16 protein-coding genes are annotated in these 16,198 nt (G+C 69.9%); 10 read left to right on the forward strand and 6 right to left on the reverse strand.

Annotated features, from left to right (window positions below; all coding sequences use genetic code 11):
• The first annotated feature begins 72 nt into the window (after positions 1-72).
• The 4 genes from DEI83_RS16140 (at position 73) to DEI83_RS12980 (ending at position 2,172) form a co-directional block, all read left to right on the forward strand.
• Complete coding sequence (locus tag DEI83_RS16140) at positions 73-315, forward strand: siderophore-interacting protein (RefSeq protein ID WP_220036798.1); 243 nt, start codon at positions 73-75, stop codon at positions 313-315.
• On the forward strand, positions 308-895 hold the full coding sequence (locus DEI83_RS12970; RefSeq protein WP_258371212.1) for a siderophore-interacting protein: 588 nt from the start codon (positions 308-310) through the stop codon (positions 893-895). Before DEI83_RS16140 ends, DEI83_RS12970 begins: the two co-directional genes overlap by 8 nt.
• An 80-nt stretch (positions 896-975) precedes the next feature.
• Positions 976-1,749, forward strand: coding sequence for a hypothetical protein (locus DEI83_RS12975; RefSeq protein WP_111082371.1), 774 nt, complete (start codon positions 976-978; stop codon positions 1,747-1,749).
• A gap of 36 nt (positions 1,750-1,785) precedes the next feature.
• Complete coding sequence (locus tag DEI83_RS12980) at positions 1,786-2,172, forward strand: VOC family protein (protein ID WP_111082372.1); 387 nt, start codon at positions 1,786-1,788, stop codon at positions 2,170-2,172.
• A gap of 72 nt (positions 2,173-2,244) precedes the next feature.
• Here DEI83_RS12980 and DEI83_RS12985 read toward each other — a convergent pair whose 3' ends face one another.
• Genes DEI83_RS12985 through DEI83_RS12995 form a run of 3 tightly spaced genes read right to left on the reverse strand, consistent with a single transcriptional unit; the run spans position 2,245 to position 5,524 of the window.
• Positions 2,245-3,159, reverse strand: coding sequence for a carbohydrate ABC transporter permease (locus DEI83_RS12985; RefSeq protein ID WP_111082373.1), 915 nt, complete (start codon positions 3,157-3,159; stop codon positions 2,245-2,247).
• A gap of 1 nt (position 3,160) precedes the next feature.
• Positions 3,161-4,126 carry a carbohydrate ABC transporter permease gene (locus DEI83_RS12990; protein WP_111082374.1) on the reverse strand — a complete coding sequence of 322 codons (966 nt, stop codon included), beginning with the start codon at positions 4,124-4,126 and terminating at the stop codon, positions 3,161-3,163.
• 36 nt (positions 4,127-4,162) lie between these two features.
• Positions 4,163-5,524 carry an extracellular solute-binding protein gene (locus DEI83_RS12995; protein WP_111082375.1) on the reverse strand — a complete coding sequence of 454 codons (1,362 nt, stop codon included), beginning with the start codon at positions 5,522-5,524 and terminating at the stop codon, positions 4,163-4,165.
• A 232-nt stretch (positions 5,525-5,756) separates the two neighbouring features.
• On the opposite strand from DEI83_RS12995, the gene DEI83_RS13000 reads away from it, so the two are divergent.
• Complete coding sequence (locus DEI83_RS13000; protein WP_111082376.1) at positions 5,757-7,259, forward strand: alpha-N-arabinofuranosidase; 1,503 nt, start codon at positions 5,757-5,759, stop codon at positions 7,257-7,259.
• Between the two features lie 416 nt (positions 7,260-7,675).
• On the opposite strand, the gene DEI83_RS13005 is transcribed toward DEI83_RS13000, so the two are convergent.
• Entirely contained in the window at positions 7,676-8,716 is a 1,041-nt protein-coding gene (locus tag DEI83_RS13005; protein WP_375334673.1) for a LacI family DNA-binding transcriptional regulator, read from the reverse strand.
• A gap of 209 nt (positions 8,717-8,925) precedes the next feature.
• Here DEI83_RS13005 and DEI83_RS13010 point away from each other — a divergent pair, with 209 nt between their 5' ends.
• The 4 genes from DEI83_RS13010 to DEI83_RS13025 all read left to right on the forward strand — a co-directional run bounded on the left by DEI83_RS13010 (position 8,926) and on the right by DEI83_RS13025 (position 14,233).
• Positions 8,926-9,876 (forward strand): carbohydrate ABC transporter permease, encoded by a 951-nt coding sequence (locus tag DEI83_RS13010; protein WP_111082378.1) that lies wholly within the window; start codon positions 8,926-8,928, stop codon positions 9,874-9,876.
• A complete protein-coding gene (locus DEI83_RS13015) occupies positions 9,873-10,844 on the forward strand; it encodes a carbohydrate ABC transporter permease (RefSeq protein WP_220034343.1) in 972 nt (323 codons plus the stop codon). The genes DEI83_RS13010 and DEI83_RS13015 overlap by 4 nt, the downstream gene beginning before the upstream one ends.
• A gap of 146 nt (positions 10,845-10,990) precedes the next feature.
• Positions 10,991-12,325 (forward strand): sugar ABC transporter substrate-binding protein, encoded by a 1,335-nt coding sequence (locus DEI83_RS13020; protein WP_111082379.1) that lies wholly within the window; start codon positions 10,991-10,993, stop codon positions 12,323-12,325.
• Between the two features lie 78 nt (positions 12,326-12,403).
• Entirely contained in the window at positions 12,404-14,233 is a 1,830-nt protein-coding gene (locus DEI83_RS13025; protein ID WP_111082380.1) for a beta-galactosidase family protein, read from the forward strand.
• A 64-nt stretch (positions 14,234-14,297) separates the two neighbouring features.
• Here DEI83_RS13025 and DEI83_RS13030 read toward each other — a convergent pair whose 3' ends face one another.
• Together DEI83_RS13030 and DEI83_RS13035 are read right to left on the reverse strand one after the other, a co-directional pair.
• Entirely contained in the window at positions 14,298-14,603 is a 306-nt protein-coding gene (locus DEI83_RS13030; protein ID WP_110911731.1) for a hypothetical protein, read from the reverse strand.
• A gap of 126 nt (positions 14,604-14,729) precedes the next feature.
• Positions 14,730-15,038, reverse strand: coding sequence for a biopolymer transporter Tol (locus tag DEI83_RS13035; RefSeq protein ID WP_111082381.1), 309 nt, complete (start codon positions 15,036-15,038; stop codon positions 14,730-14,732).
• 62 nt (positions 15,039-15,100) lie between these two features.
• Between DEI83_RS13035 and DEI83_RS13040 the strand changes: the two genes are divergently transcribed.
• Positions 15,101-16,174: a spore photoproduct lyase family protein gene (locus tag DEI83_RS13040; RefSeq protein WP_111082382.1), complete on the forward strand. Its 1,074-nt coding sequence runs from the start codon at positions 15,101-15,103 to the stop codon at positions 16,172-16,174.
• The last annotated feature ends 24 nt before the right edge of the window (positions 16,175-16,198 follow it).

Here is a 16,198-nt window from a genome sequence, read left to right on the forward strand (position 1 = left end):
TGTATAAGAGACAGGGTGGGGACGGCGAGGGGAGGGGGTGGCACGGAAGCCATATTAGGTTAGCCTTCCCTCATGGCGAAGATCCCGAGGCTGATGCCCGAGAACCCGCGGCTGTTCCGGGCACGGGTCGTGCGCACCGGACGGCACACCCCGTCGATCCACCGCGTCACCATCGCGAGCGACGAGATCCGCGACTTCCCGTTCCTCGGCTTCGACCACTGGTTCCGCCTGTTCCTGCAGCGCCCTGAGCAGGACGCCTTCTGGATGCCCGATCGACGGCGCCAAGTGGTGGCCGCAGTACCTCCGCATCCCTGAGGAGTCGCGACCGCACTGCGCCAACTACACGGTCGCCGGACACCGGCCGGAACTCGGCGAGATGGACATCGACTTCGTCGTGCACACGAACGGTGACGGTGGACTCGAGGGCCGCGCCGCCGTCTGGGCCTGCGGAGCCCGCCCCGGGGACGAACTCGCCCTGCTCGACCAGGGCTGCATCTTCGACTGCCCGGACGACACCAGCGAGGTCGTCATCGCCGCCGAGGAGACCGGCCTGCCCGCCGTCGTCGGCATCGCCCGGTCCCTGCCCCGTGACACCGTCGGCCGCATCATCCAGGAGGTACCGACCGCGCTCGACATCCGCGACCTGGACGCTCCGGTCGGCGTCACCGTGACGTGGCTCGTCCGCGGCGACGCCCACGCGGTGCCCGGCCGGGCGGCGCTCGCGGAACTCCAGCGGCACGTGCCCCGTGACGACCGCGGGTACGCCTTCGTCGTCGGGGAGTCCCGGCTCGCCACCGAGGGGCGCCGCCACCTGCACCGCGCGGGGCTCCCGAAGTCGCGGATCACCTTCTCCGGGTTCTGGAAGCACGACGCCCGGATGCCCGTCCCGGCCTGAGGCGCTGCGCCCGGCGGTCCCCGTGGACCGCGTCCGCCACCGGCCGGTGGCGTCCGCACCCGATGTGGCACGCTGTGCGCATGGGGGAACACGACGGACGACACATCCGACGCGCGGGCACGACGGGGGCGGCCGTCGCAGCGCTCCTGCTCGTCGCCGGCTGCTCGATGCTGACGGGCGGCAGCGTCCCGGACACCGCCGCGACCGACGGCACGGCTCCGCGACGGACCGCGTCACCGAGCCCGTCAGCGACGCCGACCCCGACGGCGACGACGCCGCCGGTCGCGGAACTCGTCGGGGTCACGCTGGACGCCGGGGACGTCGGTGAGGGCGCTCCCGCGACCGTCTCCGGCACCGGCCCCGCCGACGTCGCCTTCCGGGTCCGCGGCGACTTCGCCGTGGTGATGGACCTGGACTGCTCGCGGTGCGTCGGCACCGCGGCCGTCACGGCACCCGGGCGGATGTCGCCGTTCGGTGAGGCCACGGCTCCGCTGACCGCGTCCTTCCTGACGGGGGTCATGCGGTCCGATCCGGACGAGCAGATGCTCATCGTCCAGGCGGACGGTCCCTGGTCGATGACGATGCGGAGCTGGAACGACCTGCCGTCGGTGTCCGGCCCGCAGTCGGGCACGGGCCCCGCGGTCCTGTTCTTCTCGGACGACGTCTCGCACGTGCAGGTCGACTACACGCCGGCCGATGCCGACGACCGGTTCGGTGCCCGGGTCTTCACGACGTCGGACGACACGCAGCTGTTCGGGGACACCGAGGCGTTCTCGGACACCTTCGAAGCCGACCTGCCAGGCGTGGTGGCCGTCGCGACGAACGGGTCGTGGAGCATCACCCCGACGCCCTGAGCCGGTCCGGTCGGGAGACGCGCGTAGCCTCGCGCCATGAGCTGCCGCCTGAGCGAACTGGTCCTCAACTGCGACGACCCCGAGGCGCTGTCGCGCTTCTGGTGCGCCGTCCTCGACTACGTGGAACTCGGCCGGGAGGACGACGGCATCGAGATCGGCCCGGCCTCCGGTTTCGGCGGAGCGGCCCCGACGATCATCCTGGCGCGCGTCGCACACGCGAAGTCCCAGCCGCTGCGCCTGCACCTCGACGTCAACCCCGTCGACCGCGACCAGGACGCGGAACTCGAGCGGCTCCTCGCCCTCGGCGCGCGTCCGGCCGACGTGGGGCAGACCGGTGACGAGTCGTGGCACGTGCTGCAGGACCCGGAGGGAAACGAGTTCTGCCTGCTGCGCTCGCGCCTCGCGCCGCTCGCCTCCGCCTGAGGCGACCCCCGACGGACGGGAGGCTCCCCACCTGCTGGTGGGGAGCCTCCCGTCCGTCGTGCGGTCCGGACGTCAGCCCTTCAGACCGGACCCCGTGACGCCCTCGACGATCTGCCGCTGGAAGACCAGGTACAGGATGATGAGCGGCAGCGCGGCGAGGAGCGCGCCCGCCTGGATGTCCGCGTACCGCTGGCCGAAGCTGCCCTGGACCGTGGCGAGCCCCACCGGGATCGTCATGAGGTCCGGGTTCGACAGCACGAACAGGGGCAGCAGCAGGTTGTTCCACACCCCGACGAAGGTCAGGATCGTCACCGCGGCGATGACCGGGCGGGACAGCGGCAGGATGACCGACCAGTAGACCTTCCAGATGCTCGCGCCGTCGATGCGGGCGGCTTCCTCGAGCTCCTTCGGGATGCCGTCGAAGAACTGCTTGAAGATGAACACCGCGATCACGGCGGGCACCTGCGGGAAGATCACCGACCAGTAGGTGTTGAGCAGGCCGACCGCGTTGAGCTCCTGGAAGATCGGGATGATCAGCACCTGCGTCGGGATCATGATGCCCAGGATGATGAGCAGGAACGCGACGTTGCGGCCGCGGAACACCAGGCGGGACAGCGCGAAGGCCGCCATCGAGGCGAACATCACCGTGAGCACCGCCGTGACGACGCTCGTGATGCCGCTGGCCAGGTACCAGTTCCAGATGTCGCCGGACTGGAACAGCGACGAGTAGGAGTGGAGCGTCGGGTTCCAGTCCGACAGGATCGCGCCCGCACCGAGCGCGGCGACGCCGTTGTCGGACAGCGACGTCTTCAGGGCGAACAGGCTCGGGATGAGCCAGATGATCGCGAAGACCGTCAGGACGACGGCCGACGCGATCGTGAACCCCCTGCCGGAGACGCCGATCTTCGCGGCGCTCGTGGGCGCGGCCGAGGAGACGCCGGTGCGGAGCTTGGTGCGACCGGTGGTGATGCTCTCGGTGGCGGTCATGTCAGGCCCCGATCTCTCGCTTGGCGGCAGCGCGCTCGACGAGCTGCCGGATGACCGCGATCGCGACGATCACGATGAACAGGAGGACGGACGCTGCCGAGGCGGCGCCGAGCCGGTTGTCGGTGAAGCCGACGCCGGTGATGAGCTGCAGTGAGACCTGGGTCGAGATGCCCGGCCCACCGTTCGTCATCAGGTACACCTGGTCGAAGATCTTCAGGGACGCGATGATCTGCAGCAGGATGACCAGCGTCGTGGTGCGGCCGAGCAGCGGCAGGGTGATCGACTTGATCTGCTGCCAGTTCGACGCACCGTCGACGGCGGCGGCCTCGTACAGCTCGCGCGGGATCTCCTGCAGGCCGGCCAGGTACAGCACGAAGTTGAAGCCGAGGGTCCACCAGATCGTGGCGATGGCGACACCGATCATCGCGGTGTTCGGGCTCGACAGCATGCCCGAGCCCGGGGTCATGCCGAGTGCGGTCTGCAGGGTCGCCCAGAGGCCGGTCGCCGGGGTGAAGATGAACACCCAGATGAGCGAGATCGTCGCCGACGGCAGGATGAACGGCAGGAAGAACGCCAGGCGGAAGAACCACTGGCCCTTGTTCATCCGGTTCGTCAGCACCGCGAAGACGAACGCCAGGACCACCAGCGGCGGCGTCGTGTAGAGCGTGAACTGCAGGGTGTGCCACAGCGACGACCAGAAGTCGGAGCGTCCGAGCATCTCCGCGTAGTTCGCGAACCCGGCGAAGCTGCCGAGCCCGGTCCGCACGGTCGAGGTGTTGAAGAAGCTCGTGACGATCATCCAGATCGTCGGGCCGAGCAGGAAGGCCACGTAGAACAGGCCGAACGGGGCGAGGAACAGCCATCCGCTGCGACCCTGGCCGCGGGTGACGCTGGTGCGGTAGCTGCGGAGTCGCCGCGGCGCGGTCGCCGCGTCCGTCGGGCGGTCGAGGACTGGTGCTGTGGTCACGTCATCGTGCCTTTCGCAGGGTGTTCACGTGCCCGCTCACAGGGGGCTCGGGGTGTTGAGGTAGGTCGCCAGCTGGCTCTTGATCGCGCTGAGCGCCTGCGCAGGGGACGAGCTGCCCTGCTGCACGAGGGCGAGCTGGGCGCCCACGGTGCCCTCGAAGGTCGAACCGGACCCGCCGTACCAGGCGGCGTCGTCGAAGACCGCGGTCTCGGCGGCGGCGGCGTAGTTCGACTGCGGCTTGAGCTCCTTGTACGCGCTGCTGTCGAAGGTGGGCATGTAGGCCGGGACGTGCCCGCCCTCCGCCCAGGTCAGGCTCTGCTCGAGCATCTGCTTGATGAAGAGCATGTGCTGCTTGCGCTGCTCGGGCGTTCGGTCCTTCTTCGGCAGGATGAAGGTGTGCGCGTCGGCCTGCGTGGCGGGCTTGTCGTAGAGCTGCGGGATCGGCGCCATGCCGAACTCCAGACCCTTGATCGACTGGGCCGTGCTGATCTCCCACTCGCCCTGCATGAAGAAGCCGGCCTTGCCGTCGAACATGAGCGACTGCGCGGTGGCGTAGTCCAGGGCCTTGTTCATCCAGCCCTCCTTCACCCACTTCTGGGTGCGGCTGGTGACCTCGTTGTAGGCGTCCTCGTTGACGGTGAGCTTCGCGCCGCCGTCACTGATGAACGGGGTGGCACCCTCGATCTGGTTGTACATCGTCCAGAAGAACCGCCACGGTGTCGCGGTCTCGGGCACGACGTTCGCGACGTTGACCGCGTTGCCACCGGTGACCTTCGACACGGCGGCGAGGGCACGCTCGAAGTTCTCCATCCCGTTCAGGTCCGTGAGCTGGTCGTCGCTGTCGAGCAGTCCGGCCTTGCGGCAGACCTCGACGTTGTAGAACAGCACGAACGGGTGCGTGTCGAGCGGGATCGCGATGTTGTTGCCGTCGGTCTTCTGCGCGGTCCACGCCTTCTGGTTGAAGTCGCTCGCCTTGAGGCCCACGCTCGCCAGGTCGTCCGCCGTGATCGGGTCGAGCAGGTCGCCGTCCCAGAGTGGCTTCGCGCGGGTCAGGTGCGCGATCGCGACGTCCGGCGGCTTGTTCCCGACGGTCGCCAGTGTGACCTTCGAGTAGTACGGGTTCCCCCACGCGAACGTGGTGGCCTGCAGGGCGGAGGAGCCGCCGTGCTGCTTCGCGTACCCGTCCTCCATGGTCTTCATGCGGACGCCGTCGCCACCACCGAACAGGTTCCAGAAGACGAGCGTCTCGGGGTTCAGGGGGGCGCCGGCGATCCCGGCTGCGAGGGGGCTCGCGCACGAGGCGAGCGGCAGGACCGTGGCCGCCGCTGCCCCGGCGGCGAGCAGGCTCCTGCGGGTGAACGTGGACCCGCGGGGTGGCGGGACTGGACGGTTCGGCATGGCATCACTCCATCGGGACGGGCCGAAGCGGGACGTCATCCGGGGATGCTGCCGTCCCGATCGCGGGGCGTCGGTGCCCCGTGAGCGCTCACATTAGCGCCGCGCCGACGCGCGCGCCAGCCCTTCCGTCCGGTGTCGACACCCGGTAGCGTTCCTGTCAGGTGAGCGCTCACTTCCGTGACACCGCGGAACACTTGTGCTCGACGCACAGCCTGATCGAAGGAGATCATCCATGCCCCGCACACACCTCGTCCTCGACTCCGCGTTCACGGTGGGCCCGGTGCGGCGCCGACTGTTCGGCGGGTTCGTCGAGCACCTCGGCCGCCACGTCTACGACGGCATCCACGAGCCCGCGCACGAGTCGGCCGACGAACACGGCTTCCGCAAGGACGTCATCGAACTCGTCAAGGAGCTCGGCGTCACCACCATCCGCTACCCCGGCGGCAACTTCGTCTCCGGCTACAAGTGGGAGGACGGCGTCGGACCGGTCGAGCAGCGTCCCCGGCGCCTCGACCTGGCGTGGCACTCGACCGAGACGAACGAGGTCGGCCTGCACGAGTTCCAGCAGTGGCTCGACTCGGTCGGCTCCGAGCTCATGCTCGCCGTGAACCTCGGCACCCGCGGCACCGCCGAAGCCATCGAACTGCTCGAGTACGCGAACATCGGCGGCGGCACCGCCCGGTCCGAGGAGCGCAAGGCCAACGGCCGCGAGGAGCCCTTCGGCATCACCATGTGGTGCCTCGGCAACGAGATGGACGGCCCGTGGCAGCTCGGCCACAAGAACGCCGAGGACTACGGCAAGCTCGCCGCGATGACGGCCAAGGCGATGCGACAGATCCAGCCTGACCTGGAACTCGTCGCCTGCGGTTCCTCGGGGGCGTCGATGCCGACGTTCGGCGAGTGGGAGCGCACCGTGCTCGAGCACGCGTACGACGACGTCGACTACATCTCGGCGCACGCGTACTACGAGGAGGACGACGACCTCACCTCGTTCCTGGCCTCCGGCGCCAACATGGACCACTTCATCAAGACGGTGACCACGGCGGCGGACCACGTGCAGGCGCACAAGAAGTCCGACAAGCGCATCGACATCTCGTTCGACGAGTGGAACGTCTGGTCGATCACGAAGTGGGAGGCGAAGGCCAAGACCTTCACGCTCGAGGACTGGCCGGTCGCCCCGCGCCTCCTGGAGGACGTCTACACCGTGGCCGACGCGGTCGTGCTCGGCGGTCTGCTCATCTCGCTCCTCCGCCATGCCGACCGCGTCGCGTCCGCGTCGATCGCGCAGCTCGTCAACGTCATCGGGCCGATCATGACCGAGCCCGGTGGCGAGGCCTGGCGCCAGACCACGTTCTTCCCGTTCTCGGTCACCTCGCGCCTGGCCCAGGGCACGTCGCTCGACGTCGTCGCCTCGGGTGACACCGTCGACGGCGGCAAGCACGGCACCGTCCCGGTCGTCGACGCTGCCGCCACGGTGGAGGAGGGCCGCGCCGCGGTCTTCCTCGTCAACCGCCACCAGACCGAGAGCACCACCGTGACGATCGACCTGGCCGGCCTGTCCGTCGAGGGCGACGTCCACGCCGAGGGCATCTGGGACGACGACCTGCACGCCGTGAACGACCTGTCGAACACCGCCCGCGTCGGCCTGCGGACCAACGAGTCCGTCCGCCGCGAGGGTGACACGGTCACGATCGAGCTGCCGCCCGTGTCCTGGACGGCGCTCTCGATCGGTTGAGTGCCTCGGCGCACGCTGCACGCGGCGGGCGTCGAGTGAGCAGAGGACGCCGGGTCCCTTCGGGAGCCCGGCGTTCCTCGTGTCGGGGCCGGGCCGGCGCCGGCGGGCATCGGCCGGACGGGCCCGAGGCTCGGCTGTGCGGACACTTCCCGGCTCCCGGGACCGGGATCTCGTCCGCCGAGCCGAGCCTCGGCTGTGCCCGGCGCGGCACGACCGGGAGGCCCGCTCCGGGCCCGCCCCGAGCCTCCCGTCCGCTGAGCCTCGCCTGGGCGGGCACGTCCTGGACGCCGTCGGGCGCGTTCTGTCCGCGGGGCCGAGCCTCGGCACCGCGCGTCGCGCTCCGCGACGCCGCACTTGGTCGCCGTCGCGAGGACTGTCGCGGAGCGCGGAGCGCGGAGCGTGCCCGTGCCCGCCGCTCAGCGCGCCGGCGGCGCCGCCGTGCTCGCGCGCTCGACGAGCCGCACCGGCACCAGGTCCGTCGCCGCGGTGGCCGCCCCGCCCTCGATCTGGGTGAGCAGCGTGGCGACCGCGCGTCGTCCGACCTCGTCGAACGACTGGTGCACGGTGGTCAGCGGCGGCCAGAACGAGTCGGACTCGGGGGAGTCGTCGAAGCCCACCACGCTCAGGGTCGACGGGACCGGCCGGCCGAGCTCGTGGCAGGCGCGGAGCACTCCGAGTGCGGTCTGGTCGTTCGCCGCGAACACCGCCGTGATATCGGGCCGTGCCGCGATCGACAGACCGGCGCGGTACCCGGACGAGGTGTTCCAGTCGCCCTCGAACACCGGGGGCACGGTGCGTCCCGCCGCCGTCAGCGTCGCCGCCCACGCTGCCTGCCGTCGCGCCGCCGAGTACGACGACGCCGGACCGGAGACGTGCCAGACGGTCTCGTGGCCGAGGTCGAGCAGGTGCTGCGTGGCGAGCCGGGCGCCGTCGGCCTGGTCGGTGTCGATCGCCGGGTGCTCGGTGGTACCGGTCGAGTCGACCACGACCATGGGGACGCCGTCGGGCAGGGCGACCTCGGCGGTGTCGATGACGTGCGACTCGATGATGATGACGACGCCGTCGACGGCCTGTTCGTGCAGGCGGGAGAAGGCGCTCCGGACGCCCTCCTCGGTCCGTGAGGCCATGGGCAGCAGCGTGATCGTGAAGTCGGCGGCTCCCGCGGCGTCGGCGATGGCCTCGAGCGTGCGCATGTTGCCGAAGGACGCCAGGGTGAACATGATCACGCCGATGGTCCGGAAGCGCCCGGAACGCAGCGCGCGGGCGGCACGGTTCGGGCGGTACCCGAGTTCGGCCATCGCCTGCTGGACGCGGGACCGGGTCTCGGGGCTGACGTTGTCGAAGCCCCGGGCCACCCGGGAGACGGTCTGCATGGAGACGCCGGCGACCTCGGCCACGGCGGAGAGCGACGGCGCGCGGCGAGGGGTCGCCGCGGGGTCGGTGGTGGTGGTCGAGATGGTCACGCGCCCCCTTCGTGCGGACGGCCGGGTCGGCGTCGGAGCGCGACCACTCCTGCGAACGCTAGCGCATGTTGACGTTGCCATGGTACGGTCGCCTCGTTCGATGTTGACGTCAACATCGGTCGTCCGCAGACAGCACGCAGCAGTGCTGGCGCACGACGACCGAGGTCACATCGACGTCCCGCAGGACACGACGAAGGAGTCACATGAGCACGCTCACCGCGCGGAGCCCCGAGGCCGCGCCGCGACGCGGCGAGGGTACGACGCCCGCACCGCGTCGCCGTGCGAAGCCTCGCGGCCGCATGACCGGCTGGCTCTTCGTCGGCCCGTTCGTCGCCGTCCTCGTCCTCATGCTCATCGTCCCGATCGGCTACGCCCTGTGGCTCAGCCTGTTCCGCGACCAGCTCATCGGTGGCAACCAGTTCGTCTGGTTCGCCAACTACGTCCAGCTCTTCCAGGACGCCAAGTTCTGGTCCGGGTTCGGTCGGGTCGCGGTCTTCCTGGTCGTGCAGGTGCCGATCATGCTCGGTCTCGCCCTCGTCGCCGCCCTGGCCCTCGACAGCGCCCGCCTGTGGGGCACGTCCTTCTTCCGCATCGCGGTGTTCCTGCCGTACGCGGTCCCCGGCGTCGTCGCAGCACTCATCTGGGGCTTCATCTACGGCAACCAGTTCGGTCTCACCGGTGCGGCGAACGACGCGCTCGGCATCGACCTGCTCCAGCCGTTCAGCCCGACCTGGGTCCTCACGTCGATCGGCAACGTCGTCACGTGGGAGTTCCTCGGCTACAACATGCTGATCTTCTACGCCGCCCTGCGGACCGTCCCCGGCGAGCTGTACGAGGCGGCCGAGCTCGACGGCGCCGGCCCGATGCGCACCGTCTTCTCGATCAAGCTCCCGGCCCTCCGCGGTCCGATGGTCATCGCCACGATCTTCTCGATCATCGGCAGCTTCCAGCTCTTCAACGAGCCGAACCTGCTCAAGACCCTGGCTCCGAACGTCATCGGCAGCGCCTTCACCCCGAACATGTACGCCTACTCGCTGTCCTTCAGCGGCCAGCAGTTCAACTACTCCGCCACCGTCGCGATCGTGATGGGCGTCATCACCGCGGTGATCGCCTACGTCGTCCAGGTCCGCGGCACCCGCGAGGAGAACCGATGAGCACCATCCAGCACCCCACCGGACCCGCCGCGGCCACGGTCACCGAGGCGACCACGACGCAGCGTGAGCCGCGTACCCGGTCGACCCGTGCCTCCCGGAAGGCCGAGCAGCACGTCGACGGACGCAAGCCGAAGCGTTCCGGCCTGCTGACGGCGGTCATGGTCGTCTTCGTCGTCTACTCGTTCGCACCGCTCTTCTACCTGCTGGTGAACAGCACGAAGACGCAGGCGTCGCTGCTGTCCACCTTCGGCCTCTGGTTCGGCGGGGACTTCCACCTCTGGCAGAACATCGTCGACACGCTCACCTACAACGACGGCATCTTCGTCCAGTGGCTCGGCAACACGCTGCTCTACGTGGTCGTCGGGGCCGGTGGCGCGACGCTGCTCGCGACCGTCGCCGGGTACGGCATGGCGAAGTTCCAGTTCCCCGGGCGCCGCGCCGTGTTCGCCGTCGTCCTCGGCGCGATCGCCGTCCCGGGCACCGCCCTGGCGGTCCCGACGTTCCTGCTCTTCTCGCAGGTCGGCCTGACGAACACCCCGTGGGCGATCATCCTGCCCTCGCTCATCAGTCCGTTCGGGATGTACCTCATCTGGACCTACGCGGTCGAGGCGATCCCGACGGAGCTCATCGAGGCCGCCCGCATGGACGGCGCCGGTGAGTTCCGGATCTTCTTCACCATCGCACTGAAGCTCCTGGCCCCCGGCGTCGTCACGGTCTTGCTGTTCGCGGTCGTCGCCACATGGAACAACTACTTCCTGCCGCTCATCATGCTCAGCGACCCGAAGTGGTACCCGCTGACCGTCGGCCTCAACCAGTGGAACGCGCAGGCCACCGGCTCCGGTGCGCAGCCGATCTACAACCTCGTCGTCACCGGTTCACTCCTCACGATCATCCCGATCGTGGTCGCGTTCCTCTTCCTCCAGCGCTTCTGGCAGTCCGGCCTCGCGGCCGGGTCCGTCAAGGCCTGATCCCGCCCTCCGGCCCCGGGCAGCAGCACCGGACCCCCGGCCGGGAGGCACGGCGCGGCCCCGCAACGGACCGCACCGACCAGCACCGAGCAGTCCCTCCCCACACGAAGAAACACCTTCTCCACGACGAAGTGAAAGGCACCACCATGCAGAAGCGTCTCCGGCGCGGGCTCAGCGCCCTCGCCATCGGCGTCACCGCCGCCATGGCCCTCGCCGCCTGTGCGTCCGGCGGCTCCGGCTCCGGCGGCTCCGCCTCGGACATCGACAAGGCCCTCGACGAGGGTGGCACCCTGACCTACTGGTCGTGGACGCCGTCCGCGAAGGACCAGGTCGCCGCGTTCGAGAAGGCCTACCCGAAGGTGAAGGTCAAGCTCGTCAACGCCGGCACCGGCGCCGACCAGTACACCAAGCTGCAGAACACCGTGAAGGCCGGCTCGGGCGCGCCCGACGTCGCCCAGGTCGAGTACTACGCCCTGCCGCAGTTCGCCCTGTCCGAGTCGCTCCTCAACCTGTCCGACTACGGGTTCGGTGACCTGGAGGACAAGTTCGCCGCGAGCACCTGGAACTCCGTGTCGATGGACGGCGAGGTCTACGGCCTGCCCCAGGACTCCGGCCCCATGGCGATGTTCTACAACAAGACCGTGTTCGACGAGTACGGCATCGAGGTGCCGAAGACCTGGGACGAGTACGTCGCGGCTGCGAAGAAGCTGCACGAAGCCGACCCCGAGAAGTACCTGGCCGCCGACTCCGGCGACGCGGGCTTCACGACGAGCATGATCGCCCAGGCCGGCGGCACCCCGTTCACCACCGACGGTGAGGAGGTGACGATCAACCTGCAGGACGAGGGCACGAAGAAGTGGACCGAGACCTGGGACCAGCTCGTCGAGCAGGGGCTCCTGGCCAAGACCGTCGGCTGGACCGACGACTGGTACAAGCAGCTCGGCAACGGCCAGATCGCGACGATGATCACCGGCGCGTGGATGCCCGGCAACCTCGAGGCGAGCGTCGCCGAGGCCGCAGGCGACTGGCGTGTCGCCCCGATGCCGACCTACGACGGCGGCACCGCGACCACCGCGAACAACGGCGGCAGCGCCGAGGTCGTCATGGAGCAGTCGAAGAACCCGGCCCTGGCCGCGGGCTTCCTCAAGTGGCTGAACTCGTCGGAGGAGTCCACGAAGGTCTTCATGGAGTCGGGCGGGTTCCCGTCGACCACCGCCGACCTGGAGTCCTCGGCGTTCCTCGAGGAGAAGCCCGAGTACTTCGGCGGGCAGCAGATCAACAAGGTGCTCGTCGATGCGTCGAAGTCCTCGGACAACGACTTCAGCTACCTGCCGTACCAGGTGTACGCCAACAGCGTCTACGCCGACACCGTCGGACAGTCGTACGAGAAGGGCACGTCGCTCGAGTCCGGGCTCGAGGCCTGGCAGGACGCGCTCGTGAAGTACGGCAAGGACCAGGGCTTCACGGTCTCCACGAAGTAGCAGCACCCCACCGACGCGGCCGTGCGGGCATCCCGCACGGCCGCGTCACCCTGCCGTCCCCTCCCAGAAAGGCGCGAGATGCGCTTCGCCATCGGCGACACCGACTTCCTGCTCGACGGGCAGCCGCACCGCGTGCTCTCCGGCGCGATCCACTACTTCCGCGTCCACCCCGACCTGTGGGCGGACCGCATCCGCAAGGCCAAGCTCATGGGCCTCAACACCGTCGAGACCTACGTCGCCTGGAACGCGCACGAAGCGACTCCCGGCACCTTCGACTTCTCCGGCGGGCTCGACCTCGGCCGGTTCCTCGACCTCGTGGCCGCCGAGGGCATGCACGCGATCGTCCGCCCTGGCCCGTACATCTGCGCCGAGTGGACCAACGGTGGGCTCCCGTTCTGGTTGTTCACCGACGGCACGGTCGGCATCCGCCGCGACGAACCGCAGTTCCTCGCCGCCGTCGGCCGCTACCTCGATGCCCTCGCGCCCGTCCTGGTGCCCCGCCAGATCGACGCCGGCGGACCGATCGTGCTCGTGCAGGTGGAGAACGAGTACGGCGCGTACGGCTCCGACCCCGTGTACCTCGAGAAGCTCGAGCGCATGCACCGGGACATCGGGCTCACCGTGCCGTTCACGAGCGTCGACCAGCCGATGGACTCCATGCTCGAGGACGGGTCGCTGCCGTCGTTGCACAAGACCGGGTCGTTCGGGTCCCGGTCCGCCGAGCGGCTGGCGCGCCTCCGCCGGGCACAGCCGACCGGACCGCTCATGTGCTCCGAGTTCTGGGACGGGTGGTTCGACAGCTGGGGCGAGCACCACCACACCACGCCGGCCGCGGCCAGCGCCGAGGACCTCGACGTCCTGCTCGCCGCCGGGGGATCCGTGAACATCTACATGTTCCACGGCGGGACCAACTTCGGCTTCACCAACGGTGCGAACGACAAGGGCGTCTACCGTCCCATCGCGACGTCCTACGACTACGACGCCCCGCTCGACGAGGCCGGCCGTCCGACCGACAAGTTCCACGCCTTCCGTCAGGTCATCGCGCGCTACGCGCCTGTGCCGGAGCTGCCGCCGACGATGCAGCCAGGCGGGTCCGGTCGGCTCGCGACGCACGACGACGGACGGGAGGCCCGACCCAGCCCCGCCGCTGACGTGGCCGTCCGCCTCGACCGCGTCGTGCCCCTCGCCGGCCTCCTGCCGACGATCACGTCCTGGAGCACGCACGAGACGCCGCCGACGTTCGACGAGCTCGGCGCCGCCTCCGGGTTCGTCCTGTACCGGACCGAGGTCGACCTGCCGGAGGGCGGCGTCCTCACCGTCGCCGAGGAGGTCCGTGACCGCGTGCTCGTCAGCCTCGACGGGCGTCCGGTCGGGGTCCTGGAGCGGGAGCACCACGACCGTGCGATCGCGCTGCCGCCGGCCACGGGCCTCCTGGAGCTGCTCGTCGAGGACCAGGGCCGCGTCGACTACGGGCCCCGGATCGGCGAGCCGAAGGGGCTCATCGGTGCCGTGCGTGTCGACGACGTCGTGCTCTCGCGGTGGACGGTCTCGCCGCTCGCCCTCGACCCGGTGCCGGAGGCTGCGCTCGAGGTGCTCCGCACGGCACCGTCGGCGATGGGGGAGACCGTCGCCGGACCCGCGTTCGCCGTGGGGACGTTCGACCTCTCCGAGCGCGCGGCGGACCTCGACCGCTACCTGGCGCTCGACGGCTTCCGCAAGGGCGTGGCCTGGGTCAACGGGTTCTGCCTCGGCCGGTACTGGTCGCGCGGGCCCCAGGGCACGTTGGCCGTCCCCGGTCCGGTGCTCCGACCCGGGCGCAACGAGGTCGTCGTCTTCGAGGTGCACGCGTCGGCATCCCGCACGGTCTGCATGTGCGTCGAGCCCGAGCTCGGACACACCGAGGCCTGACGGCGGGCTCCACGACGACGAACGGCCCCGGGGATGCCCGGGGCCGTTCGTCGTGGTCGTGCGGTCAGCAGGTCGGTTCGGGCACGAGCACCGCGATCCGCCCGACCCGCACGAGCGGCACCCCACCGCGCTCGCCCAGACGCTCGCCAGCGAACCGGACGAGCACCCCGGGCTCGGTCCGTTCCGCCTCGACGAGCGCGGCCGCCTGCGCCGGCGTGACCAGCAACTCCCACGGGCGGCGGACCCCGGCGCTGTCCTCGGAGCACAGCTCCAGCAGCACGCCGACCCGCGTCCCCGTCGGTCCCTCGGTGGTGGTCGTCCCGGTGCGCAGCCCCACCAGCGCGCCCGTGTGCGTGACGATCTCGTTCATGGTTCCCCCTCGTTCTCGGCGTCCTCGCCGCGACGAGCTTACGGCTGCGAGGATCTCTCGCACCTCATCCGGAAGGTGGGGAAACGCGACCTGTCGTCAGCCGTTCGGCTGACGGCGGCGACGGCGCTACTGCTCGTCGAGGCGGTCGAGGTCCGCGAGGGCCTGCTCGGCCTGGGCGAGTCGCTCGGACTCCGGGCGGGTCCACCACTCCGGGCCGCGTTCCCCGAGGCCGTGCTTCGCGAGCCCGTTGCGGTGTCGAGCAGCCGCGACGGCGTCCTCGTCGCCGGCTCGTCTCGCCTGCTTCACGGCGTTGCGACCGCGGCCGAGGTGGGACCGGAGGCGTGCTGCGAGGTCCTCGGGGAGCGCCGGGTCGGTCCGCCGCCAGCGTCGTCCGTCCACGACGAAGAAGTGGTCGTCCTCCACACCGGCGGTCATGCCGTCGAGTCTGCACGGGCCACCCCCAGAGGTGTCAGTGGTGACCGGTAGAACGGTGGGTGATGACCGACTCCCGCGTGCGCCCCCTGCTCGACGTCAAGCGCATCTACGCCGAGGACGCCGCCCTCGAACTGCCACGCGGGCAGGAGATCGTCGGGCAGTGGCCGGACGCCGAGATCGTGCCCGTCGCGTCGCACTGGCAGATCCCCGAGGTGCACGGCGACGAGCGCAACGTCTCCCGCTGGGTGCGGATCAAGACCGAGGCGCTCGTCCTCGGTGTGAAGAAGTCCCTCGTCACGAGGCCGAACGGACGCTCAGCGGACTTCATCGCCCCGTCGACCGCGAACGGGTGTGCGATGGCGTGCGCGTACTGCTACGTCCCCCGACGCAAGGGCTACAGCAACCCGGTCACCGTCTTCGCCAACATCGAGCAGATCACCAAGCACCTCGCTCGCAACATCCAGAAGCAGGGGCAGAAGACCGAGCCGAACCAGTGCGACCCCGATGCGTGGGTCTACGACATCGGCGAGAACAGCGACTGTTCGGTGGACGCGATGCTCAGCGACAACGTGCGCGACCTGTGCGACCTGTTCCGGATGACACCGACGGCGAAGGCCTCGTTCGCCACCAAGTACGTCAACCGCGATCTGCTCGACTGGGATCCGATGGGACGGACGCGGATCCGGTTCTCGCTGATGCCGCACGAGACCGCGAAGGTGACCGACATCCGGACGTCACCGATCGCCGAACGACTGGCGGCCGTGAACGACTTCGTCGAGGCCGGGTACGAGGTCCACCTGAACTTCTCGCCCGTCATCCTGACGCCGACGTGGGAGACCGACTGGGCCGCCCTGCTGCGGGAGGTCGACGACGTGCTCTCGCCGGCCGCGAAGGCGCAGCTCGGGGCCGAGGTGATCTTCCTCACCCACAACGAGCAGCTGCACGAGGTGAACCTCGGCTGGCACCCGAAGGCGGAGGACCTGCTCTGGCGTCCGGACCTGCAGGAGCAGAAGCTGTCCCAGAACGGTGCCGTCAACATCCGGTACCGCGCGGCGATGAAGGCGCGACACATCGAGCGCTTCCGCCAGCTCGTCGACGAGAACCTGCCCTCCTGCCGCATCCGCTACGCCTTCTGATCCGGTCCCGGGCAGGCTGGCGTC

The organism is Curtobacterium sp. MCBD17_021, from assembly GCF_003234525.1.
GTDB lineage: Bacteria > Actinomycetota > Actinomycetes > Actinomycetales > Microbacteriaceae > Curtobacterium.